At 54.2% G+C, this 21647-nt stretch carries 22 protein-coding genes; 9 read left to right on the forward strand and 13 right to left on the reverse strand.

Annotated features, from left to right (window positions below; genetic code table 11):
- Positions 1-4 precede the first annotated feature (4 nt).
- From FDX11_RS23845 to dolP, 4 genes are read left to right on the forward strand one after another with little or no spacing between them, the layout of a single operon-like run.
- A complete protein-coding gene (locus FDX11_RS23845) occupies positions 5-2056 on the forward strand; it encodes a penicillin-binding protein activator (protein WP_137398635.1) in 2052 nt (683 codons plus the stop codon).
- Positions 2014-2409 carry a YraN family protein gene (locus FDX11_RS23850; RefSeq protein WP_038634160.1) on the forward strand — a complete coding sequence of 132 codons (396 nt, stop codon included), beginning with the start codon at positions 2014-2016 and terminating at the stop codon, positions 2407-2409. The genes FDX11_RS23845 and FDX11_RS23850 overlap by 43 nt, the downstream gene beginning before the upstream one ends.
- A gap of 34 nt (positions 2410-2443) precedes the next feature.
- Positions 2444-3034, forward strand: a complete 591-nt coding sequence (gene diaA / locus FDX11_RS23855; RefSeq protein WP_003024948.1) for a DnaA initiator-associating protein DiaA — start codon at positions 2444-2446, stop codon at positions 3032-3034.
- Between the two features lie 9 nt (positions 3035-3043).
- Entirely contained in the window at positions 3044-3619 is a 576-nt protein-coding gene (gene dolP, locus FDX11_RS23860; protein WP_003024954.1) for a division/outer membrane stress-associated lipid-binding lipoprotein, read from the forward strand.
- A 93-nt stretch (positions 3620-3712) separates the two neighbouring features.
- Here dolP and FDX11_RS23865 read toward each other — a convergent pair whose 3' ends face one another.
- Complete coding sequence (locus FDX11_RS23865; RefSeq protein WP_061382511.1) at positions 3713-4348, reverse strand: NAD(P)H-binding protein; 636 nt, start codon at positions 4346-4348, stop codon at positions 3713-3715.
- A gap of 128 nt (positions 4349-4476) precedes the next feature.
- Here FDX11_RS23865 and FDX11_RS23870 point away from each other — a divergent pair, with 128 nt between their 5' ends.
- Positions 4477-4995, forward strand: a complete 519-nt coding sequence (locus tag FDX11_RS23870) for a type 1 glutamine amidotransferase domain-containing protein (RefSeq protein WP_038634164.1) — start codon at positions 4477-4479, stop codon at positions 4993-4995.
- Here FDX11_RS23870 and FDX11_RS23875 read toward each other — a convergent pair.
- Positions 4975-5418 (reverse strand): YhbP family protein, encoded by a 444-nt coding sequence (locus FDX11_RS23875; RefSeq protein ID WP_137398636.1) that lies wholly within the window; start codon positions 5416-5418, stop codon positions 4975-4977. The two genes, FDX11_RS23870 and FDX11_RS23875, sit on opposite strands and share 21 nt — an antisense overlap.
- Before the next feature lie 43 nt (positions 5419-5461).
- Here FDX11_RS23875 and FDX11_RS23880 point away from each other — a divergent pair, with 43 nt between their 5' ends.
- Positions 5462-5770: a GIY-YIG nuclease family protein gene (locus FDX11_RS23880; protein WP_094301043.1), complete on the forward strand. Its 309-nt coding sequence runs from the start codon at positions 5462-5464 to the stop codon at positions 5768-5770.
- Here the strand turns inward: FDX11_RS23880 and FDX11_RS23885 are convergent.
- Together FDX11_RS23885 and FDX11_RS23890 are read right to left on the reverse strand one after the other, a co-directional pair.
- Positions 5757-6260 (reverse strand): GNAT family N-acetyltransferase, encoded by a 504-nt coding sequence (locus tag FDX11_RS23885; protein ID WP_003024966.1) that lies wholly within the window; start codon positions 6258-6260, stop codon positions 5757-5759. The genes FDX11_RS23880 and FDX11_RS23885 overlap by 14 nt on opposite strands.
- Positions 6254-6778 carry an SCP2 domain-containing protein gene (locus FDX11_RS23890; protein WP_042311251.1) on the reverse strand — a complete coding sequence of 175 codons (525 nt, stop codon included), beginning with the start codon at positions 6776-6778 and terminating at the stop codon, positions 6254-6256. Before FDX11_RS23890 ends, FDX11_RS23885 begins: the two co-directional genes overlap by 7 nt.
- 220 nt (positions 6779-6998) lie before the next feature.
- On the opposite strand from FDX11_RS23890, the gene FDX11_RS23895 reads away from it, so the two are divergent.
- From FDX11_RS23895 to FDX11_RS23905, 3 genes are all read left to right on the forward strand, one after another.
- Entirely contained in the window at positions 6999-7994 is a 996-nt protein-coding gene (locus tag FDX11_RS23895) for a peptidase U32 family protein (protein WP_006687898.1), read from the forward strand.
- Positions 7985-8881: a U32 family peptidase gene (locus FDX11_RS23900; protein ID WP_137398637.1), complete on the forward strand. Its 897-nt coding sequence runs from the start codon at positions 7985-7987 to the stop codon at positions 8879-8881. Before FDX11_RS23895 ends, FDX11_RS23900 begins: the two co-directional genes overlap by 10 nt.
- A 187-nt stretch (positions 8882-9068) precedes the next feature.
- Positions 9069-10076, forward strand: a complete 1008-nt coding sequence (locus tag FDX11_RS23905) for an LLM class flavin-dependent oxidoreductase (RefSeq protein WP_061382514.1) — start codon at positions 9069-9071, stop codon at positions 10074-10076.
- A gap of 88 nt (positions 10077-10164) precedes the next feature.
- Here the strand turns inward: FDX11_RS23905 and mtr are convergent, their stop codons facing one another.
- From mtr to infB, 9 genes are all read right to left on the reverse strand, one after another.
- Positions 10165-11409: a tryptophan permease gene (gene mtr / locus FDX11_RS23910; RefSeq protein ID WP_061382515.1), complete on the reverse strand. Its 1245-nt coding sequence runs from the start codon at positions 11407-11409 to the stop codon at positions 10165-10167.
- 146 nt (positions 11410-11555) lie between these two features.
- Entirely contained in the window at positions 11556-13472 is a 1917-nt protein-coding gene (deaD, locus tag FDX11_RS23915) for an ATP-dependent RNA helicase DeaD (RefSeq protein WP_137349702.1), read from the reverse strand.
- Positions 13465-13545 (reverse strand): protein YrbN, encoded by an 81-nt coding sequence (gene yrbN / locus FDX11_RS23920; RefSeq protein ID WP_010723222.1) that lies wholly within the window; start codon positions 13543-13545, stop codon positions 13465-13467. The genes deaD and yrbN overlap by 8 nt, the downstream gene beginning before the upstream one ends.
- Positions 13546-13651: 106 nt before the next feature.
- On the reverse strand, positions 13652-14536 hold the full coding sequence (nlpI, locus tag FDX11_RS23925; protein WP_003024982.1) for a lipoprotein NlpI: 885 nt from the start codon (positions 14534-14536) through the stop codon (positions 13652-13654).
- Positions 14537-14645: 109 nt separating this feature from the next.
- Positions 14646-16781 (reverse strand): polyribonucleotide nucleotidyltransferase, encoded by a 2136-nt coding sequence (pnp, locus tag FDX11_RS23930; RefSeq protein ID WP_005131812.1) that lies wholly within the window; start codon positions 16779-16781, stop codon positions 14646-14648.
- A 246-nt stretch (positions 16782-17027) separates the two neighbouring features.
- Positions 17028-17297 carry a 30S ribosomal protein S15 gene (gene rpsO, locus FDX11_RS23935; RefSeq protein ID WP_000059465.1) on the reverse strand — a complete coding sequence of 90 codons (270 nt, stop codon included), beginning with the start codon at positions 17295-17297 and terminating at the stop codon, positions 17028-17030.
- Between the two features lie 148 nt (positions 17298-17445).
- Positions 17446-18390, reverse strand: coding sequence for a tRNA pseudouridine(55) synthase TruB (truB, locus tag FDX11_RS23940; RefSeq protein ID WP_042311264.1), 945 nt, complete (start codon positions 18388-18390; stop codon positions 17446-17448).
- Positions 18390-18794, reverse strand: a complete 405-nt coding sequence (gene rbfA, locus FDX11_RS23945) for a 30S ribosome-binding factor RbfA (protein WP_003024988.1) — start codon at positions 18792-18794, stop codon at positions 18390-18392. Before rbfA ends, truB begins: the two co-directional genes overlap by 1 nt.
- 146 nt (positions 18795-18940) lie before the next feature.
- Positions 18941-21631 (reverse strand): translation initiation factor IF-2, encoded by a 2691-nt coding sequence (gene infB, locus FDX11_RS23950; RefSeq protein WP_042311268.1) that lies wholly within the window; start codon positions 21629-21631, stop codon positions 18941-18943.
- Between the last annotated feature and the right edge of the window lie 16 nt (positions 21632-21647).

Raw genomic sequence — 21647 nt, forward strand, 5'->3', positions numbered from 1 at the left:
CAGTATGGTACCCTCAACATTTTCTCGTTTGAAAGCCGCGCGCGCGCTACCAGTCATTCTGGCAGCATTGATTTTCGCAGGCTGTGGCACCCAGGCGCCAGACCAGAGTGCAGCCCATATGCAGGGCACTGCGCAGGCTGATTCCGGCTTTTATCTGCAACAGATGCAGCAAAGCTCAGATGATAGCAAGACCAACTGGCAATTACTCGCCATTCGTGCACTGCTGAAAGAAGGCAAGAGCCAGCAGGCTATCGAATTGTTCAACCAGTTACCGCAGAAGCTAAACGATGCCCAGCGTCGTGAGCAGTCACTGCTGGCCGTCGAGATCAAACTCGCGCAGAAAGATGTCGCGGGAGCACAGGCCCTGCTGGATAAACTCACGCCCGCCGATTTCGACCAAAACCAGCAGGCGCGTTACTGGCAGGCGCAAATCGACGCCAATCAGGGCCGCCCGTCGCTGACTCTGCTGCGCGCCCTGATCGCACAGGAACCACTGCTGGCCGCGAACGCTAAGCAGAAAAACATAGATGCAACCTGGCAAGCGCTGTCGTCCATGACCCAGGAACAAGCTCAGACGCTGGTCATCAATGCTGATGAAAACGTACTGCAAGGCTGGCTGGACCTCCAGCGCGTCTGGTTCGATAACCGTAACGACCCGGACATGATGAAAGCCGGTATTGCCGACTGGCAAAAACGTTACCCACAAAACCCGGGGGCAAAACTGCTGCCAACGCAGTTGGTTAACGTGCAGAGCTTTAAGCCAGCTTCCACCAGCAAAATTGCCCTGCTGCTGCCGCTGAACGGTCAGGCCGCTGTATTTGGCCGTACTATCCAGCAAGGCTTTGAAGCTGCGAAAAACATGGGCACTCAACCCGTAGCAGCCCCAGCTGTTGCCGCGCCTGCTGCAGATACAGCAGCCATGGCGACTACGGAACAACCGCAAACGACAGACGGTGTTGCCAGCCCTTCTCAGGCGTCAGTAAGCGATCTGACCAATGAGGAGCCTGCACAGCCAGAAACGACAGCCCCACAGCCAACAGCGCCTGCACAACCAACAACCGCCAGCGCGCCGGCAAATCCGTCCGCTGAGCTGAAAATCTACGACACCTCGTCGCAGCCGCTGAATCAGATCCTGACCCAGGTACAGCAGGATGGCGCCAGCATCGTGGTTGGCCCGCTGTTGAAGAATAATGTTGAAGAGCTGATGAAAAGCAACACGCCATTGAACGTCCTGGCGCTTAACCAGCCGGAGGCGGTGAAAAACCTGCCGAACGTCTGCTACTTTGCCCTGTCGCCAGAAGATGAAGCGCGCGATGCCGCACGCCACATCCGTGATCAAGGCAAACAAACGCCGCTGCTGTTGCTCCCACGCAGTTCGTTAGGCGATCGCGTGGCTAATGCTTTTGCACAGGAATGGCAAAAACTGGGCGGCGGCGTAGTGCTGCAGCAGAAGTTCGGCTCCACGGCTGAGCTGAAAATGGGTGTCAACGGCGGCTCTGGCATTTCCCTGACGGGCAGCCCGGTAGCCTCTTCTGTACCTGCGCAGCCTGGCGTGACGATTGGCGGTCTGACGATTCCGGCAGCGCCTACAGATGCACAAATCACCGGCGGCAGTGGTCGTGTTGACGCCGTGTATATTCTGGCGACGCCGGAAGAAATCGCCTTTATTAAACCGATGATCGCCATGCGTAACGGCAGCCAGAGCGGAGCATCGCTGTATGCCAGCTCCCGTAGCGCTCAGGGAACCGCTGGCCCGGACTTCCGTCTGGAAATGGAAGGCTTGCAGTACAGCGAAATCCCAATGCTGGCAGGCGCTAACACGCCTCTCATGCAGCAGGCGCTTGGCGCGGTGCGTAACGACTACTCGCTGGCGCGTATGTACGCAATGGGTGTCGATGCCTGGTCGCTTGCCAACCACTTCTCGCAAATGCGTCAGGTGCAGGGCTTCGAAATTAACGGCAACACTGGCGCATTAACCGCAAATCAGGATTGTGTGATTAACAGGAAGTTATCATGGCTCAAATACCAGCAAGGACAGGTCGTCCCCGCCAGTTAACGAGTAAACAGACCGGTGACGCGTGGGAAGCTGTTGCGCGTGACTGGCTGCACAGCAAGGGACTGCATTTCATCGCCGCCAACGTGCGCGAACGTGGCGGCGAAATCGACCTGATAATGCGTGAAGGCAACACCACCGTATTTGTTGAAGTTCGCTATCGGCGTTCAGCCCAGTTTGGCGGCGCGGCGGCGAGTGTGACCCGGAGCAAACAACACAAATTATTACAGACCGCCCGCTTGTGGCTTGCGCGCCACAATGGGAGTTTTGATACTGTGGATTGCCGGTTCGATGTGTTAGCCTTCACCGGAAATGATGTTGAGTGGTTTAAAGACGCGTTCAACGACCGCTCATAGTTGAAGATTCAGAGCCTGGTTCTTAAGGATTAGCGTGTTAGATAGAATTAAAGTCTGCTTTACAGAAAGCATTCAAACTCAGATAGCTGCGGCTGAAGCGCTCCCGGATGCGATCTCCCGTGCAGCCATGACGCTGGTTCAGTCCCTGCTCAATGGCAACAAAATTCTCTGTTGTGGTAATGGGACGTCCGCTGCCAACGCACAGCATTTTGCTGCCAGCATGATCAATCGTTTTGAAACGGAACGACCAAGTTTACCTGCTATTGCACTAAATACTGATAATGTGGTCTTAACTGCGATTGCCAACGATCGCCTGCACGACGAAGTTTATGCAAAACAAGTCCGTGCGCTGGGACATGCAGGTGATGTTCTGCTGGCAATCTCTACGCGTGGTAATAGCCGCGATATCGTAAAAGCTGTTGAAGCCGCCGTGACACGCGACATGACAATCGTCGCGCTGACCGGGTATGACGGAGGGGAGCTGGCCGGATTGCTGGGGCCGCAGGATGTTGAAATCCGCATTCCCTCACACCACAGTGCCCGCGTTCAGGAAATGCATATGCTGACGGTCAACTGCCTTTGCGATCTCATCGATAACACGCTTTTTCCTCACCAGGATGATTAAGGAGTACACATGAAGGCATTTTCGCCGCTTGCTGTGATTATCGCTGCACTGCTGCTGCAAGGCTGTGTAGCTGCCGCCGTGGTCGGAACCGCAGCCGTCGGGACTAAAGCCGCGACGGATCCGCGTAGTGTCGGCACTCAGGTAGATGACGGAACCCTGGAATTACGCGTCAATACGGCGTTGTCGAAAGATGCCCAGATCAAGAAAGAAGCGCGTATCAACGTTAGCGCCTATCAGGGCAAGGTTCTGCTGGTCGGTCAGTCACCGAATAGCGAACTGTCTGCGCGGGCAAAACAGATTGCAATGGGCGTAGAAGGTACCACTGAGGTCTTTAATGAGATCCGTCAGGGTCAGCCAATCGGTCTGGGCGATGCGTCCAACGATACCTGGATCACCACCAAAGTACGTTCCCAGTTGCTGACCAGCGATCAGGTGAAATCCTCTAACGTGAAAGTCACCACCGAGAACGGGGAAGTGTTCCTGCTGGGTCTGGTTACTGAACGTGAAGCGAAGGCGGCGGCAGATATCGCCAGCCGGGTAAGCGGCGTGAAACGCGTCACTACGGCCTTTACGTTTATTAAGTAATACCGATGCCGGATAGCGACGCATGGGCGTCTTATCCGGCCTACAGGACGTCATCGTTTGTAGGTCGGATAAGCGTCAGCGCCACCCGGCATTTTATTTTGCCCTTTCGCGTAGCTCGGAAGAGGTCAGGATGGTAACGCCCTCATCTCCTGGCGCCAGCGCTTCTGCCAACATTGCCCGTGCAACATCCCGCGCGTCAATCGACTTCCAGTTACCCGGCAGCAGCCTGAACAACGGCGCTAAAAACTTCTCATTCGTCCGCTGCTTATCCCGTTCTCCCAGTAGCATCGAAGGTCGGACAATCGTCAGGCGCGGCCATTTCTGCGCGATTAACGCCTGCTCCATTTCCCCTTTCACCCGGTTATAAAAAAACGGTGAATTCGCATTCGCGCCCATCGAACTCACCACCAGCATATGCTGAGCGCCTAACCGACGTCCCGTCAGGGCGGTGTCCACCACCAGCGTATAGTCAGCGTGGATAAACGCCTCTTTCGAGCCGGCTTCACGTCGGGTGGTTCCCAGACAACAAAAAACGATATCGACCGGATCGGTGACTTGTGCCAGAGCATCGGTTAGCTGCGGATCATGGGGATTATAAACGCCAACCGTATCAGCCAGCGGTCGACGCGTCGGCGCCGTAATGGCGTTGACCCGGGGTTCATTAAGCAGCATACGCAGCAAATTTCCGCCTACCAGCCCCGTTGCGCCTGTTATTAACACCTGACTCATCCTCGCTCCTTTACAGAATTGTCCGTCTTGCACTCTCAGCCTTAGCGACCAGACTTAATAGTCCGTGAGGTAATTATCCGTCAACATGGAAATTCTGCCTTATTCGCAACCAACTCAACGGAGGAAACATGAGCAAGAAGATTGCCGTTTTAATCACTGATGAGTTTGAAGATTCAGAATTTACATCACCAGCAGCAGAATTCCGCCAGGCCGGGCATGAAGTCATCACCATTGAAAAACAGGCAGGAAAAACGGTGAAGGGGAAAAAAGGTGAAGCCAGCGTCACCATCGACAAAGCAATCGAGGATGTGCGCCCTGCCGATTTTGACGCCCTGCTACTGCCAGGCGGTCACTCCCCGGACTACCTGCGCGGGGACGACCGTTTCGTGACCTTTACCCGGGATTTTGTTAACAGCGGCAAGCCGGTGTTTGCTATCTGCCATGGCCCACAGTTGCTGATCAGCGCGGATGTCATTCGTGGCCGTAAACTTACCGCCGTGAAACCTATCATCATTGACGTAAAAAACGCGGGCGCCGAATTTTACGATCAGGAAATGGTGAATGATAACGATCAGCTGATAACCAGCCGAACACCGGACGATCTTCCGGCGTTTAACCGTGAGGCATTACGTATTCTCGGGGCGTGAATCACGTAGCCAGAGCATCTTTTTGCCAAAGCCCAGCGTGTTATCGGTGAATTTGATTTCATCCAGCCGAATCTCCCACACGGGTGCAGGCAACATTCTGGCCACGGGGAAGCGGCGATTATACGCTTTACGCGCAACGTCGCTCTCCTCTCCCTCAAGACGGCGGATTTCCGCTTTAAACTGTACCCCACGAATCAGGGCGACCGTTTTGGGCTGGCCGTTTACCGTGCCAGCAACGGGCGCGCGCGGGCCGGACATCTGAGCATGGCGCGTTTTCTCTTCGGTCAGCACATAGAATGCCATCTTCTGAGCATCAAACAGGTAAAACGCATTCGCGCACCACAATTCACCCTCATGATGTACACACCAGGTCACGACATGCTGCTTCGCCAGCCAGCGGGTCACCGCAGTCAGTGTTTCCATTTCTGTTCTCTTTTATACTGTAGGCCTGAAAATTATCACGTCGATGGTGACAATGACACCCTGGTATCTGTACCTGATCCGTACCGCGGACAACGCCTTATACACCGGAATAACCACCGATGTGGAGCGCCGATATAAGCAACATCAGAGCGGAAAAGGCGCGAAGGCGCTGCGTGGAAAGGGGGAACTCTCCCTGGCATTTGCGGCGCAGGTCGGCGACCGTTCGCTGGCTCTGCGCATCGAGTATCGCGTCAAACAGCTCACAAAGCGTCAGAAAGAGCGCCTTGTAGAAGGCGAAGGGCTTGAGGCTCTACTGAGCAGCCTGCAAGCCCCGGATGTTAAAAACGATTGAAGTGGTCGTGGTATTCCACAAGGCCCGTCACGCCCTCCAGCGCATCGTCCGCCAGGCGATGAACCTGGAACGCGCTTTCGGTGCCCGGCCAGCGGCAACGCAGGTCATGATGCGCTGCCAGCTCAAAGCCAAAGCGGCTGTACAGTGCCGGATCGCCCAGCGTAACCACTGCGGCGTAGCCAAACTCGTTCAGGGAATCGAGTCCTTCATAGACCAGCTGACGCGCCAGCCCCTGCCCCCGGTAGTTTTCATCCACCGCGAGCGGCGCCATGCCGACCCATTGCAGATCTTCGCCCTGAACATCGACAGGACTAAACGCGACGTAACCCACTACCTGACCTTCGTCATCGGTCGCAACCAGACCCAGCGTTAAGAAACCATCTTCACGCAGGTCGTGCACTAATTTCGCTTCCGCATCGCTCTCAAATGAACGACGCAGCAACGCATCAATACCAGGGGCATCAATGGGAATCTCAACTCGAATCAGCATGGCTCACCTACCGAGGTCTGTTTGGTGTCTGGCGTTGTTTTCATTCCCGCCTCAACAAAGTCCGCCAACTGCATCAGCATGACGCGCAGCGCTTTAGGCATCTGATCCAACTCGATGGCGTCCATCAGATTTTTTACATACAGCCCTAATTCTGTATCACCTTCAATTACCAGGCGACGCTGGAAGAAAAGCGTATCCGGATCCTGCTTACGTGCCGCAATCATCAGTAAGTCACTGGCGTCAGCGCTAAAACTCACATCCGCATCGGCATTTTGGCTGACGATAAGTTTATCGTTCTCAACAGAGGTATACCATTTGAGACCAATGTCACGTACATGGATGCTTAACCAGCGGCCTTCGAGAAACTCCAGCTCTCCATCAGCCAGCGCCTGGCTAAACTGCCAGCTCAGAACCTGCTCCAGGACCTGGCGCTTCAGCGCAAAGGGCGTCAGTTTAACCGGTACACTCATCAGAGAAGGACCAAAATGTACTAAGCGTGAACGCAGTTTATCCAACACGAGCTTTACTCCCTGTTTCAATAGTCCTGCTATTTTGCCATATCAAATAAACGACATAGCGGCATAAATCAACAATTCGATGCGAAATTGTTACCTCTTTATTGCTGTCACCAATACGACTTTAACTGCCTCAAATCAAAAATTGTCTCAGCAAGGTTAACTAAAATCCCTCTTCGTTAACATTTCTGCGCCTTTCACGGCGCAACGTTCAGGATAAATTATGGAGCTGCTCTGCCCTGCCGGAAATCTCCCGGCGCTTAAGGCGGCCATCGAGAACGGCGCTGATGCTGTCTACATCGGGCTGAAAGATGATACCAACGCCCGTCATTTCGCCGGCCTTAATTTTACCGAGAAAAAATTGCAGGAAGCGGTGAGTTTTGTCCATCAACACCGCCGTAAGCTGCACATCGCGATTAACACCTTTGCGCATCCGGATGGTTATGCGCGCTGGCAGCGTGCCGTAGATATGGCGGCGCAACTGGGTGCGGATGCGCTGATCCTTGCCGATCTTGCCATGCTTGAGTATGCCGCAGAGCGCTATCCGCATATTGAGCGCCATGTCTCTGTTCAGGCATCTGCTACCAACGAAGAGGCGATTAATTTTTATCATCGCAACTTTGATGTCGCCCGTGTGGTGCTGCCGCGCGTGTTGTCTATTCATCAGGTGAAACAGCTCGCTCGCGTCACGCCTGTTCCACTCGAAGTGTTCGCCTTTGGGAGTTTGTGCATTATGGCGGAAGGCCGGTGTTATCTTTCATCCTACCTGACGGGCGAATCGCCTAACACGGTTGGCGCCTGCTCTCCCGCGCGTTTTGTTCGCTGGCAGCAGACCCAACAGGGCCTGGAATCCCGTCTGAATGAAGTGCTGATTGACCGCTATCAGGACGGAGAAAACGCCGGTTATCCGACGTTGTGTAAAGGCCGCTATCTGGTTGACGGCGAGCGCTATCATGCGCTGGAAGAACCCACCAGCCTGAACACACTGGAGCTGCTGCCGGAGCTGCTGGCGGCCAATATTGCCTCGGTAAAAATCGAGGGACGCCAGCGTAGCCCGGCCTACGTCAGCCAGGTGGCGAAAGTGTGGCGTCAGGCAATCGACCGCTGTATAGCCGACCCGCAAAACTACGCACCACAGGCGGCATGGATGGAAACGCTCGGTTCCATGTCCGAAGGCACGCAGACCACGCTAGGCGCGTATCACCGTAAATGGCAGTGAGAGAAGCAATGAAATATTCCTTAGGGCCGGTGCTGTGGTACTGGCCAAAAGAAACGCTGGAAGATTTTTATCAGCAAGCCGCCGCCAGCCAGGCCGATATTATCTATCTTGGCGAAGCGGTATGCAGTAAACGCCGTGCCACCAAAGTGAGCGACTGGATCGATATGGCGAAGTCGCTCGCTGGCAGCGGTAAACAGGTGGTGCTGTCAACGCTGGCACTGGTGCAAGCCTCGTCTGAACTGGGTGAATTAAAGCGCTACGTTGAAAACGGCGACTTCCTGCTGGAAGCCAGCGATCTCGGCGTGGTAAACATGTGCGCCGAGCGTAAGCTGCCGTTTGTCGCCGGACACGCGCTCAACTGCTACAACGCGGTGACGCTGCGTTTACTGCTCAAACAAGGGATGGTGCGCTGGTGTATGCCGGTAGAATTATCTCGCGACTGGCTGATCAATCTGCTCAACCAATGTGAAGAGTTGGCTATCCGCGATAAGTTTGAAGTAGAGGTATTGAGCTACGGCCATCTGCCGCTGGCGTACTCTGCCCGCTGCTTTACGGCGCGCTCCGAAGACCGACCAAAAGACGAATGTGAAACCTGCTGCATCAAATACCCGAACGGGCGAGATGTGCTGTCGCAGGAGAATCAGCAGGTCTTTGTTCTCAACGGGATCCAGACCATGAGCGGCTATGTTTATAACCTCGGCAACGAGCTGACATCCATGCAGGGTCTGGTGGATATTGTGCGTCTGTCCCCTTCTGGCACGGAAACATTCGATATGCTTGATGCCTTCCGCGCCAATGAAAATGGCACTGCCCCATTACCGCTCGCCGCTCATAGCGACTGCAACGGTTACTGGAAACGTCTGGCCGGGCTGGAGCTGCAATCCTGATAAAACCTCGCCGGATGGCGGCATAAATGCCTTATCCGGCCTACAAATAGCGATCCCGTAGGCCCGATAAGCGCAGCGCCATCGGGCATTGTTTTTGCCGTCAGTCTCATAAAGCTCACTTTGTTAACAACGTTAATCAAATTTTAATGCAGTATTAAATGATTAACCGGTAACAAAGTGAGCCGTTATGACTGACAAAACTATTCCGTTCTCGGTGCTGGATCTGGCACCGATCCCTGAAGGATCTTCGGCAAAAGAAGCCTTTACGCACTCGCTTGATCTCGCCCGGCTGGCTGAAAAGCGCGGCTATCACCGCTACTGGCTGGCAGAACATCACAACATGACTGGCATCGCCAGCGCCGCAACCTCAGTTCTGATTGGTTATCTGGCTGCCAATACCACCACGCTGCATCTGGGTTCTGGCGGCGTGATGCTGCCCAACCATTCGCCGCTGGTGATCGCCGAGCAGTTCGGTACCCTAAATACACTGTATCCGGGACGCATCGATCTCGGGCTTGGCCGCGCGCCGGGGAGCGATCAGCCAACGATGCGCGCGCTGCGTCGCCATATGAGTGGAGATATCGATAACTTCCCACGCGATGTAGCAGAACTGGTGGACTGGTTCGACGCCCGCGACCCGAACCCCCATGTACGCCCGGTGCCTGGATACGGCGAGCAGATCCCAGTCTGGTTATTAGGTTCCAGCTTGTATAGTGCACAGTTGGCGGCACAGCTTGGCCTGCCGTTTGCCTTCGCCTCGCACTTTGCTCCGGATATGCTGCATCAGGCGCTGCATCTGTATCGTAGCCAGTTCAAACCTTCGGCGCGGCTGGCAAAGCCGTATGCAATGGTATGCATCAACATCATTGCCGCCGACAGTAATCGCGATGCCGAATTTCTTTTCACCTCGATGCAGCAGGCGTTTATGAAACTCCGTCGTGGCGAAACCGGCCAGCTACCGCCGCCGGTAGAGAATATGCATCAACTGTGGTCCGCTTCTGAACAGTATGGCGTGCAGCAGGCGCTAAGCATGTCGCTGGTCGGTGATAAGGCGAAAGTGCGACACGGGCTGGAGGCTATCTTGCGTGAAACCCAGGCTGATGAAATTATGGTTAACGGCCAGATTTTTGATCACCAGGCGCGGCTACACTCATTTGATTTGGCGATGGATGTGAAGCAGGAATTGTTGGGGTAGTACAATTTGTGCCGGATGGTGGCTGCGCCTTATCCGGCCTACTCAATCTCTGTAGGCCCGGTAAGCGTAGCGCCACCGGGCAATTTTTCTACTGGTACACTGGCAGCAGGTTAACGCTCGACAGGATATGGATAACCGCGTTGCCGACGCCGAAGACCAGAATCAGGGCAATCATCGGTTTACCGCCCCAGACACGGAATTTCGGGCTGCCGAAACGTTCGCGGGATTTACGTGCCAACAGCGCTGGCACAATGGCAGCCCAGATAGTTGCAGCTAAACCTGCATAGCCAATGGCGTACAGAAAACCGTTCGGCCACAGCAGGCCACCGACAATTGGCGGCACAAACGTCAGCAATGCGGTTTTAAAACGTCCCATTGCGGAGTCATCAAAACCAAATAAATCAGCCAGATAGTCAAACAGGCCCAGCGTCACCCCGAGGAAGGAACTGGCGACCGCAAAATTGGAGAACACCACCAGCAGCAGATCCAGACTACGGCTGTTCAGCACACCGCTCAGCGCCTGGACCAGCACGTCAATATTCCCGCCCTGCTGCGCAATACCAATAAATTCCGGACGAGGAATATTCCCCATCGTACCCAGCAACCATACGGTATACAGCACCAGCGCCAGCAGCGTGCCGTATACCAGGCACTTAACGATGGTCTTGGGATCCTTGCCGTAATACTTCATCAGGCTCGGGACGTTGCCGTGATAACCAAACGACGCCAGACAGAACGGCAGCGTCATCAGCAGGTACGGTGTATATGAAGCATTGCTCTGCGCCACGTTAAACAGCGTGGCAGGCTGAACGTGTCCCAGCAGGCTGCCGAAGGTTAGGAAAAAGGTAATGACCTTTGCCCCCAGCACAATGGCCGTCATACGGCTAACCGCTTTGGTGCTTAACCACACCACAAACGCGACCAGCAGCGCAAAGCCAAGACCTGCCGCGCGCGCCGGAACGTTCAGCGACATCTCGGCAAAGGTGTGGTGCAGAATCGAACCGCTCGCTGAAATATAGGCATAGGTCAGAATGTAGAGCACAAAGGCAATAGAGATGCCGTTAACAACGTTCCAGCCTTTGCCCAGCAGATCTTTGGTAATGGTGTCGAAGCTGGAACCAATCCGGTAATTGAGGTTGGCTTCAAGGATCATCAGCCCGGAGTGCAGCATGCAGAACCAGGTGAAGATCAGCGCCGCCATTGACCAGAAAAACCACGCCCCGGACATGACCACCGGCAGAGAGAACATCCCCGCGCCAATAATGGTGCCGCCGATGATCACCACGCCGCCAAGCAGCGAAGGTGACGTTTGGGTGGTGGTAAGTGTTGCCATTTAGCCATCTCTCCAGTCATTTATATTGTGACTACATCTCAATGTGCTGCACTGTACCAGTACACGAGTACAATTGAAATAAAAAAAGCCCCGATTGTTGAGATCGGGGCCATATATTTTACTTTACAGCTATAAAGCTAAAAGGCTTATGCATCACCGCCGAAACGACGACGACCAGCAGAGTCATCACGACGCGGAGCAGAAGAATCGTCACGGCGCGGGCCACGACCACCTTCACGACGTTCGCCGCTGAAACGACGACCATCACCACGACCGCCTTCACGACGCTCACCGCCAAAACCACGGCCTTCACCGCGACCGCCTTCACGACGCTCGCCGCTGAAGCGACCACCGCCACGACGCTCACCACCGGTGTGCGGTACGGCATCGCCAACCAGCTGCATGTTCATCGGCTTGTTCAGGATGCGGGTACGGGTAAAGTGCTGCAGCACGTCGCCCGGCATACCTTTCGGCAGTTCGATAGTGGAGTGGGAAGCAAACAGCTTGATGTTACCGATGTAACGGCTGCTGATATCACCTTCGTTAGCAATCGCGCCAACGATATGGCGGACTTCAACTCCGTCATCACGACCCACTTCAATGCGGTACAGCTGCATATCACCAACGTCACGACGTTCACGACGCGGACGGTCTTCACGGTCACCACGCGGGCCACGATCGTTGCGGTCACGCGGACCACGATCGTCACGGTCGCGGAATTCGCGTTTCGGACGCATCGGCGCATCTGGCGGCAGGATCAGCGGACGTTCGCCCTGAGCCATTTTCAGCAGTGCGGCTGCCAGCGTTTCGATATCCAGCTCTTCTTCCGGCTGCATTTTCGCCAGCAGAGCACGGTACTGATCCAGATCGCTGCTTTCCAGCTGCTGCTGTACTTTCGCGGCGAATTTTTCCAGACGGCGTTTGCCCAGCAGATCTGCGTTCGGCAGTTCTACTTCTGGAATGGTCAGCTTCATGGTGCGTTCGATGTTACGCAGCAGACGACGCTCGCGGTTTTCAACGAACAGCAGCGCGCGGCCAGCACGACCCGCACGACCGGTACGACCGATACGGTGAACGTAAGATTCGGAGTCCATCGGGATATCGTAGTTAACGACCAGGCTGATACGCTCAACGTCCAGGCCACGGGCCGCAACGTCGGTTGCAATCAGAATATCCAGACGGCCATCTTTCAGACGCTCCAGAGTCTGCTCACGCAGAGACTGGTTCATGTCGCCGTTCAGTGCAGCGCTGCTATAACCGCTACGCTCCAGCGCTTCTGCAACTTCCAGGGTCGCATTTTTGGTACGGACGAAGATAATCGCCGCATCAAAATCTTCTGCTTCCAGGAAACGCACCAGCGCTTCATTTTTACGCATGCCCCATACAGTCCAGTAGCTCTGGCTGATGTCAGGACGGGTAGTGACGCTGGACTGAATACGTACTTCCTGCGGCTCTTTCATAAAGCGGCGGGTAATACGACGAATCGCTTCCGGCATGGTGGCAGAGAACAGAGCGGTCTGATGACCTTCCGGGATCTGCGCCATGATGGTTTCAACGTCTTCGATGAAGCCCATACGCAGCATTTCATCAGCTTCGTCCAGTACCAGACCGCTCAGTTTGGAGAGGTCCAGAGTACCGCGCTTCAGGTGATCCAGCAGACGGCCCGGCGTACCGACGACGATCTGTGGTCCCTGACGCAGGGCACGTAATTGCACGTCATAACGCTGGCCGCCGTACAGGGCTACCACGTTCACGCCGCGCATGTGTTTAGAGAAATCCGTCATGGCTTCTGCAACCTGAACCGCCAGTTCGCGGGTCGGTGCCAGCACCAGAATCTGAGGTGCCTTCAGCTCAGGATCAAGATTGTTGAGCAGCGGTAAAGAGAACGCTGCCGTTTTGCCGCTACCGGTCTGGGCCATACCCAGAACATCGCGACCGCCCAGCAGATGCGGAATGCACTCTGCCTGGATTGGAGATGGTTTTTCGTAACCCAGATCGTTAAGGGCTTCAAGGATAGGAGCCTTCAGGCCCAGATCTGCAAAAGTGGTTTCGAATTCAGCCATGTAGTACGTGTGCCTCAAAATTAATGGCGGCCAGTCTACATAACTCATCATGAAATTGATCTGCAATTTTCATTGAAAAGTGTGAACCGGCTCAAAGTAGGTGTATTAACGAACAACAACGCCCTCACCCGTGAAGGTGATGGCAATCAAAAAAGATTACGGGCTGATGTGTACGTCAGCTATTGCTGGTCCGATTCTGCCAGGTCATCTTGGTCCTGGCCCAGGAGCGATAATTCCAACAATGCGTATCGGTGCTCAACAAAGTTATGAACGTTGTTAGCCACCGCCAGTTTGAACAATGCTGTAGCGTTGTCCAAATCCCCCAGACTTAGGTAGTACTTACCTAAATAGAAGTTGGTTTCACTGAGATGCTCAGCGAGCGAGGTGTTATCCGTTGCGTCCGCCTTCAGGCGTTCCATCAGCGTTGCTTCGCTAATGTTGCCCAGGTAGAACTCGACAATGTTCCATCCCCATTGCTCTTTATCCGATTTTTCGAAGCGTTGTTTTAACGCTTCTTTAGCCTGCTTCTCATCGAGCTTCTGCTCGGCAAGATAAAGCCACAGACTGCGGAAAGGATCATTGGGATCGTCTTGATAAAACGCCAGCAGATCATCTTGCGCTAACTTGTCGCGACCGCCGTAATACAATGCGATACCGCGATTTAAGTGCGCGTAGTTGTAAGTTGGATCAAGCTCAAGTACAGAATCAAACGCTTCATAGGCAGCATCAAAATTGCCTGCCTGCGTTAAATATATACCTAAGTAATTGAATACTTCAGGCATATCTGGTCGGATTGCCAGCGCTTGTGAAAAATCATTTCGCGCAAGTGCCCTCAGACCGAGACTATCATACAACACTCCGCGCTCATATAAAAGCTGTGCGCGTTCGTCATCGGTTAAAGCCCGACTGGCAAGAATTTGTTCCATACGTGCCAGAATCACTTCCTGCTGCAAAGTCGGTTGCAATGGTACTGCGAGGACTTCACTCTTACGCCAGGCGGAATTACTGCATCCAGCCAGCGTGAGTGCTGTCGCAACGAAACACCAGCGCAAAAAAGGCTTCATTTCCCACTCCCGAAGACAACGATTGAATGAACGTCCAGGTTCCCCGGTTGCTAACAAGGCGTCCTGCCGGGTTAAAGGCCCTCCGCTCTCACGGAGGGCAATGGCAACCTTACTCGCCCTGTTGGCTTACCGGAGCTTCCGGTTCGCCTGCAGGCTGAGACTGCTCAGTTGCTTCTTTAATGCTCAGACGTACACGGCCCTGGCGATCAACTTCCAGAACTTTAACCGGTACTTCCTGGCCCATCTGCAGGTAATCGGTCACTTTCTCAACGCGCTTGTCAGCGATCTGAGAAATGTGTACCAGACCTTCTTTACCGCCGCCGATGGCCACGAAGGCACCGAAGTCAACGATACGGGTCACTTTACCATTGTAGATACGACCTACTTCGATCTCTGCGGTGATCTCTTCGATACGACGGATAGCATATTTCGCTTTCTCGCCGTCGGTCGCTGCGATCTTCACAGTACCGTCATCTTCGATTTCGATAGTAGTGCCAGTCTCTTCGGTCAGGGCACGGATAACAGAACCGCCTTTACCGATAACGTCTTTAATCTTGTCCGGGCTGATCTTGATGGTGTGGATACGTGGCGCGAATTCAGAGATATCGCCACGCGGCGCGTTAATCGCCTGTTCCATCACACCCAGGATGTGCAGACGCGCACCTTTAGCCTGGTTCAGAGCAACCTGCATGATCTCTTTGGTGATACCTTCAATTTTGATATCCATCTGCAGTGCAGAGATACCGTCGCGGGAACCCGCCACTTTGAAGTCCATATCGCCCAGGTGGTCTTCGTCGCCCAGGATGTCAGACAGAACAACATAGTTGTCGCCTTCTTTCACCAGACCCATCGCGATGCCTGCAACGGCCGCTTTGATCGGCACGCCTGCATCCATCAGCGCCAGGGAAGCGCCACATACGGAAGCCATGGAAGAAGAACCGTTAGATTCGGTGATTTCAGAAACCACACGCACGGTGTACGGGAATTTGTCCAGTTCCGGCATTACTGCCAGCACGCCACGTTTCGCCAGGCGACCGTGACCAATCTCACGACGCTTCGGAGAACCGACCATACCGGTTTCGCCTACGCAGTACGGAGGGAAGTTGTAGTGGAACAGGAAGTTGTCAGTACGCTCGCCCATCAGTTCGTCGAGGTTCTGCGCATCACGGGTGGTGCCCAGGGTCGCAGTGACCAGCGCCTGAGTTTCGCCACGGGTGAACAGTGCGGAGCCGTGGGTACGCGGCAGAACGCCGGTGCGCACGTCCAGACCACGGATCATGTCTTTTTCACGGCCATCGATACGCGGCTCGCCTGCCAGTACGCGGCTACGAACAACGTTTTTCTCGATAGCGTGCAGGATTTCACCCAGTTCGTTAGCGTCCAGGGTTTCATCTTCAGCCACCAGAGTCGCGATGGTTTCAGATTTGATCACGTCAACCTGAGCATAACGCTCTTGTTTGTCAGTGATACGGTAAGCATCGCTCAGACGAGCTTCTGCCAGTGCGGCAACGCGCGCGTTCAGCGCTTCGTTGACGGCTTCTGGCTGCCAGTCCCAACGCGGTTTGCCAGCTTCTTTCGCCAGCTCGTTGATAGCCTGAATAACAACCTGCTGCTGTTCATGACCGAATACTACAGCGCCCAGCATCTGGTCTTCGCTCAGCAGTTCAGCTTCGGATTCAACCATCAGTACGGCAGCTTCGGTACCGGCAACAACCAGGTCCAGCTTGCTTTCTTTCAGTTCATCCTGAGTCGGGTTCAGTACGTACTGGTCATTGATATAACCAACACGTGCAGCACCGATCGGGCCGTTGAATGGGATGCCAGACAGCGTCAGCGCAGCGGATGCGCCGATCATTGCCACGATATCCGGGTTAACCTGTGGGTTAACAGAAACAACGGTCGCGATAACCTGAACTTCGTTAACGAACCCTTCCGGGAACAGCGGGCGAACCGGGCGGTCAATCAGACGCGCGATCAGAGTTTCGCCTTCGCTCGGACGGCCTTCACGACGGAAGAAGCTACCCGGGATACGGCCAGCAGCGTAGGTACGCTCCTGGTAGTTAACGGTCAGCGGGAAAAAGTCCTGGCCTGGTTTCGCTTTTTTCTGGCCAACAACGGTAACGAATACCGCAGTGTCATCCATGCTAACCATAACAGCGGCAGTCGCCTGACGCGCCATCATGCCGGTTTCCAGCGTAACGGTATGCTGACCGTACTGGAATTTACGAACGATCGGATTAAGCAAAATAATATCCTTTCTCTATTTTTTGACGGCACATTTTTGCGCCATCGTTAATACCCGATCTTCTGCGCATCCTCGCGACTAATGACAACCCTAACCCATACGCATGAGTAAAGCCTCTCATTAGCCGCGCGAACCTCTGCAACGGAAGATCATTCATAGCAACAATACATTAGTTTCCAGCGAATTGCTGCCATCTGCTGGAAAAAAGGGGCCATGAAGGCCCCCTCTTTCTGAAACTCGAAAGAATTAGCGACGCAGACCCAGACGCTCGATCAGCGCGGTGTAGCGTGCAACATCTTTACGTTTCAGGTAGTCGAGCAGTTTACGACGCTGAGAAACCATGCGCAGCAGACCACGACGGCTGTGGTGATCTTTTTTGTGCTCTGCAAAGTGGCCCTGCAGGTGGTTAATCTGTGCAGTCAACAGAGCAACCTGAACATCGGTAGAACCGGTGTCGTTTGCATCACGACCAAACTCAGAAACGATTTTAGCGGTAGCTTCAGTACTTAGAGACATTTTAAAACTCCAAAGTGTTAAGAATGAAAGGATGCCGATCTCTAATTCAGCTATCCCAGTGTACGCCACGCAGATTGTTAAACAATTTACGCGACGTTAAGCGGCAGTATTCTACTCGCAGCGCCCTTTTATCGCAAGACAGAGAGCGTTATGCCGGATATTCAACCACCAGGCGACGGGGGGCGACACGACCTTCATCGTCGATCTCCCCCATGCCGATAAATTTGCCGTCATCGCCTTCCGTCACACGCACCAGGCCTTCCAGCGGGACACCTGTCGTACGTACCGGGTTACCATTTTTAAAGTAAACCGACGATGTTAAAGGCAAATTAACAACAGGATAGTCCGATGCTGGACTGTCCATTGGCATCAGCAAGGGATCAAGCAACTGAGCGGCCGGAATGTTCTGCTGCTCAGCCTGTTCAACCAGCTCGCGCAAGTGTTCCAGCGTCACCATACGATCCACCGGATACTTGCTGACCGTCAGACGACGCAGATACGTTACGTGCGCACCACAGCCGAGCTTCTCGCCCAGATCGTCGATAATAGTGCGAATATAGGTACCTTTGGAGCAGTGAACTTCCAGCTCCAGCTCGTTACCTTCATGGCGAATAAACAGCAGCTCATAGACGGTAATCGGGCGCGCTTCACGCGGCACTTCAATACCCTGACGCGCATATTCGTACAGCTTTTTACCCTGATACTTCAGCGCCGAATACATTGACGGAATCTGCTCGATATCGCCGCGGAAAGTCTCCAGCGCGCTCGCAAGTTGCTCTGCGCTGAAGGTTACGGGACGTTCCTGCACGATTTGCCCATCGGCATCAGAGGTGTCAGTACGTTGCCCCAGGCGGGCTACTACGCGATAGCGTTTGTCAGAATCCAGCAAATACTGCGAAAACTTCGTCGCTTCACCGAGGCAGATGGGCAGCATGCCCGTCGCCAGCGGATCCAGCGCGCCGGTATGACCCGCACGGTTGGCATTGTAGATGCGCTTTACTTTTTGCAGTACGTCATTGCTGGACATGCCCTGCGGCTTATCCAGCAGCAGGACACCGTGAATGTCGCGACCACGACGACGAGGACGACTCATCAGTCCTCCTTGCTGTCGTCCGCTGGGTTCACACGACGTTCATCGTCATGTTTCACCACGCTGGTCACCAGGTTAGACATACGCATCCCTTCAACCAACGAGTTGTCGTAGAAGAAGGTCAGTTCAGGCACGATACGCAAACGCATCGCTTTCCCCAGCAGGGAGCGGATAAAACCAGATGCTTCCTGCAGGGCCTTAATGCCGTTTTTCACAGCCGCTTCGTCCTGGTCGTTAAGGAAAGTCACGAATACTTTGGCATACGCCAGGTCACGGGACATCTCAACACCCGATACGGTGGTCATCATGCCAACACGCGGGTCTTTGATTTCGCGTTGCAGGATGAGTGCGATTTCTTTCTGCATTTCCTGCGCCACACGCTGCGGGCGACCAAATTCTTTCGCCATAATAAATTCTCCAGAATAAAGACAAAAAAGGGGCCATAAGCCCCTTTTTAAATTTCTTGCCGGGTGGCGCTTCGCTTACCCGGCCAACACCTAATCATCTTCTAAGAATTTTGGGCTGCAAATTGCGGTCCAAAAGACGACGAAGATTATGCGATGGTACGTTTGATCTCGATAATCTCGAACACTTCGATCATATCGCCAACGCGAACGTCGTTGTAGTTCTTAACGCCGATACCACATTCCATACCGTTACGGACTTCGTTAACGTCATCTTTGAAGCGGCGCAGGGATTCCAGCTCGCCTTCATAGATAACCACGTTGTCGCGCAGGACGCGGATTGGGTTGTGACGCTTGATAGTACCTTCGGTAACCATACAGCCCGCGATCGCACCAAATTTCGGTGATTTAAACACATCGCGCACTTCAGCCAGACCGATGATCTGCTGTTTCAGTTCCGGAGACAGCATACCGCTCATCGCCGCTTTCACTTCGTCGATCAGATGATAGATGACGGAGTAGTAACGCAGATCCAGACTTTCAGATTCGATCACTTTACGCGCAGAAGCATCAGCACGGACGTTGAAGCCAACCAGAATCGCGTTGGACGCCGCAGCCAGGGTCGCGTCGGTTTCAGTGATACCACCTACGCCGGAACCGATGATCTTCACTTTCACTTCGTCGGTAGACAGTTTCAGTAAGGAGTCGGAGATCGCTTCTACAGAACCCTGTACGTCAGCTTTCAGTACGACGTTCACTTCGTGAACTTCGCCATCGGTCATGTTGGCGAACATGTTCTCAAGTTTAGATTTCTGCTGACGAGCCAGTTTAACTTCACGGAATTTGCCCTGACGATACAGTGCAACTTCACGGGCTTTCTTCTCGTCACGCACCACGGTCACTTCGTCACCGGCAGCCGGAACGCCGGACAGACCGAGGATTTCCACCGGAATGGACGGACCTGCTTCCAGAACTTCCTGACCCAGTTCGTTACGCATCGCACGCACGCGGCCGTATTCGAAGCCACACAGTACGATGTCGCCTTTATGCAGCGTACCTTCGCGTACCAGGACGGTAGCAACCGGACCACGACCTTTATCCAGGAAGGATTCGATTACCGCGCCGCTCGCCATACCTTTACGAACAGCTTTCAGCTCCAGCACTTCGGCCTGCAGCAGGATCGCATCCAGCAGTTCGTCGATACCGGTACCGGCTTTCGCAGAAACGTGAACGAACTGGCTCTCGCCGCCCCACTCTTCCGGCATGATGCCGTACTGGGACAGTTCATTTTTAACGCGATCCGGATCTGCTTCTGGTTTATCGATTTTGTTAACTGCAACCACCACCGGCACACCTGCCGCTTTCGCGTGCTGGATAGCTTCGATGGTCTGCGGCATCACGCCGTCGTCTGCTGCAACAACCAGAACCACGATATCCGTTGCCTGAGCACCACGAGCACGCATGGAGGTAAACGCGGCGTGACCCGGGGTATCCAGGAAGGTGATCATACCGTTGTCAGTTTCAACGTGGTACGCACCGATGTGCTGGGTAATGCCGCCCGCTTCGCCAGAAGCCACTTTCGTGGAACGAATGTAGTCCAGCAGGGAGGTTTTACCGTGGTCAACGTGACCCATGATGGTTACAACCGGTGCGCGCGGTTCAGCCGCAGCGCCGGTGTCACGGTCGCTCATTACTGCTTCTTCCAGCTCGTTTTCACGACGCAGGATAACTTTGTGGCCCATCTCTTCGGCAACCAGCTGTGCGGTTTCCTGGTCGATGACCTGGTTGATGGTCGCCATAGCGCCCAGTTTCATCATCGCTTTGATGACCTGAGAGCCTTTCACCGCCATCTTGTTAGCCAGTTCGCCAACGGTGATGGTTTCGCCGATCACAACGTCACGGTTAACAGCCTGAGCTGGCTTCTGGAAGCCCTGCTGCAGAGCGGAACCTTTACGCTGTTTACCGCCTTTACCACCACGAACTGCGGCGCGCGCTTCTTCACGGTCGGCTTTCGATTCAGCGTGTTTGTTGCCTTTCTTCGCCGGACGCGCGGCTTTCGCGCTGCGAGTACGGCCACGGCCGCCTTCTACTTCACGATCGTTTTCGTCTTCCGCCTGGCGAGCGTGCTGAGAAGTCGTGACGTGATAATCGCTGGTATCTTCAACAGGTTCAGCGTTATTCACACCATTTTTCTCGTTTTCTTCCGCCATACGGCGAGCTTCTTCCGCTACGCGGCGAGCTTCTTCTTCAAGCTTGCGACGTGCTTCTTCTTCCGCTTTACGTTTCAGTTCTGCGGCTTCATTTTCACGGCGGGCTTTTTCGGCCTGGGCGGTTTTAGTCATATCGTCGGTCTGTTGATTGCTCACTTTGTCTTTTTCCGCAGCTTCACGTTTCGCTTTATCAGCGGCTTCACGCTTAGCTTGTTCTGCGGCCTCACGTTCGGCTTTTTGTTGCGCCTCGCGTTTGGCAGCTTCTTCTGCCTCACGACGGGCTTGCTCTTCCGCTTCACGCTGCGCCTGCTCTTCCGCGGCCAGGCGTTCAGCCTCTTGCGGATCGCGTTTCACAAAGGTGCGTGTCTTGCGGACTTCGATTTGTACCGATTTGCTTTTCCCACCGGTACCTGGAATATTGAGAGTACTGCGCGTTTTACGCTGCAATGTCAACTTATCCGGCGCTGAGCCGTTCTCACGGTTCAGATGCGCCAGTAAGGTTTGTTTCTCTTGTGCGGACACAGAGTCATCAGCAGACTTACGGATACCTGCATCAGCAAATTGCTGTACCAGGCGATCCACGGAGGTCTGTATCTCTGCAGCCAGCGTTTTTACGGTTACATCTGTCATACTGTTCCTTCCTGCT

This window comes from Citrobacter sp. wls714, from assembly GCF_005281025.1.
GTDB classification, from domain to species: domain Bacteria; phylum Pseudomonadota; class Gammaproteobacteria; order Enterobacterales; family Enterobacteriaceae; genus Citrobacter; species Citrobacter werkmanii.

Bases quoted from the DNA above. Each gene is read 5' to 3' on its own strand.
- FDX11_RS23845 (WP_137398635.1), top strand. From the start codon at position 5: ATGGTACCCTCAACATTTTCTCGTTTGAAAGCCGCGCGCGCGCTACCA.
- FDX11_RS23895 (WP_006687898.1), top strand. From the start codon at position 6,999: ATGGAGCTGCTCTGCCCTGCCGGAAATCTCCCGGCGCTTAAGGCGGCC.
- FDX11_RS23900 (WP_137398637.1), top strand. From the start codon at position 7,985: ATGGCAGTGAGAGAAGCAATGAAATATTCCTTAGGGCCGGTGCTGTGG.
- mtr (WP_061382515.1), bottom strand. From the start codon at position 11,409: ATGGCAACACTTACCACCACCCAAACGTCACCTTCGCTGCTTGGCGGC.
- truB (WP_042311264.1), bottom strand. From the start codon at position 18,390: ATGAGTCGTCCTCGTCGTCGTGGTCGCGACATTCACGGTGTCCTGCTG.
- nlpI (WP_003024982.1), bottom strand. From the start codon at position 14,536: ATGAAGCCTTTTTTGCGCTGGTGTTTCGTTGCGACAGCACTCACGCTG.
- FDX11_RS23885 (WP_003024966.1), bottom strand. From the start codon at position 6,260: ATGCTGATTCGAGTTGAGATTCCCATTGATGCCCCTGGTATTGATGCG.
- FDX11_RS23905 (WP_061382514.1), top strand. From the start codon at position 9,069: ATGACTGACAAAACTATTCCGTTCTCGGTGCTGGATCTGGCACCGATC.
- FDX11_RS23875 (WP_137398636.1), bottom strand. From the start codon at position 5,418: ATGGAAACACTGACTGCGGTGACCCGCTGGCTGGCGAAGCAGCATGTC.
- infB (WP_042311268.1), bottom strand. From the start codon at position 21,631: ATGACAGATGTAACCGTAAAAACGCTGGCTGCAGAGATACAGACCTCC.
- FDX11_RS23880 (WP_094301043.1), top strand. From the start codon at position 5,462: ATGGTGACAATGACACCCTGGTATCTGTACCTGATCCGTACCGCGGAC.
- rbfA (WP_003024988.1), bottom strand. From the start codon at position 18,794: ATGGCGAAAGAATTTGGTCGCCCGCAGCGTGTGGCGCAGGAAATGCAG.
- FDX11_RS23865 (WP_061382511.1), bottom strand. From the start codon at position 4,348: ATGAGTCAGGTGTTAATAACAGGCGCAACGGGGCTGGTAGGCGGAAAT.
- FDX11_RS23850 (WP_038634160.1), top strand. From the start codon at position 2,014: ATGGCTCAAATACCAGCAAGGACAGGTCGTCCCCGCCAGTTAACGAGT.
- deaD (WP_137349702.1), bottom strand. From the start codon at position 13,472: ATGGCTGAATTCGAAACCACTTTTGCAGATCTGGGCCTGAAGGCTCCT.
- dolP (WP_003024954.1), top strand. From the start codon at position 3,044: ATGAAGGCATTTTCGCCGCTTGCTGTGATTATCGCTGCACTGCTGCTG.
- FDX11_RS23870 (WP_038634164.1), top strand. From the start codon at position 4,477: ATGAGCAAGAAGATTGCCGTTTTAATCACTGATGAGTTTGAAGATTCA.
- rpsO (WP_000059465.1), bottom strand. From the start codon at position 17,297: ATGTCTCTAAGTACTGAAGCTACCGCTAAAATCGTTTCTGAGTTTGGT.
- yrbN (WP_010723222.1), bottom strand. From the start codon at position 13,545: ATGAAAATTGCAGATCAATTTCATGATGAGTTATGTAGACTGGCCGCC.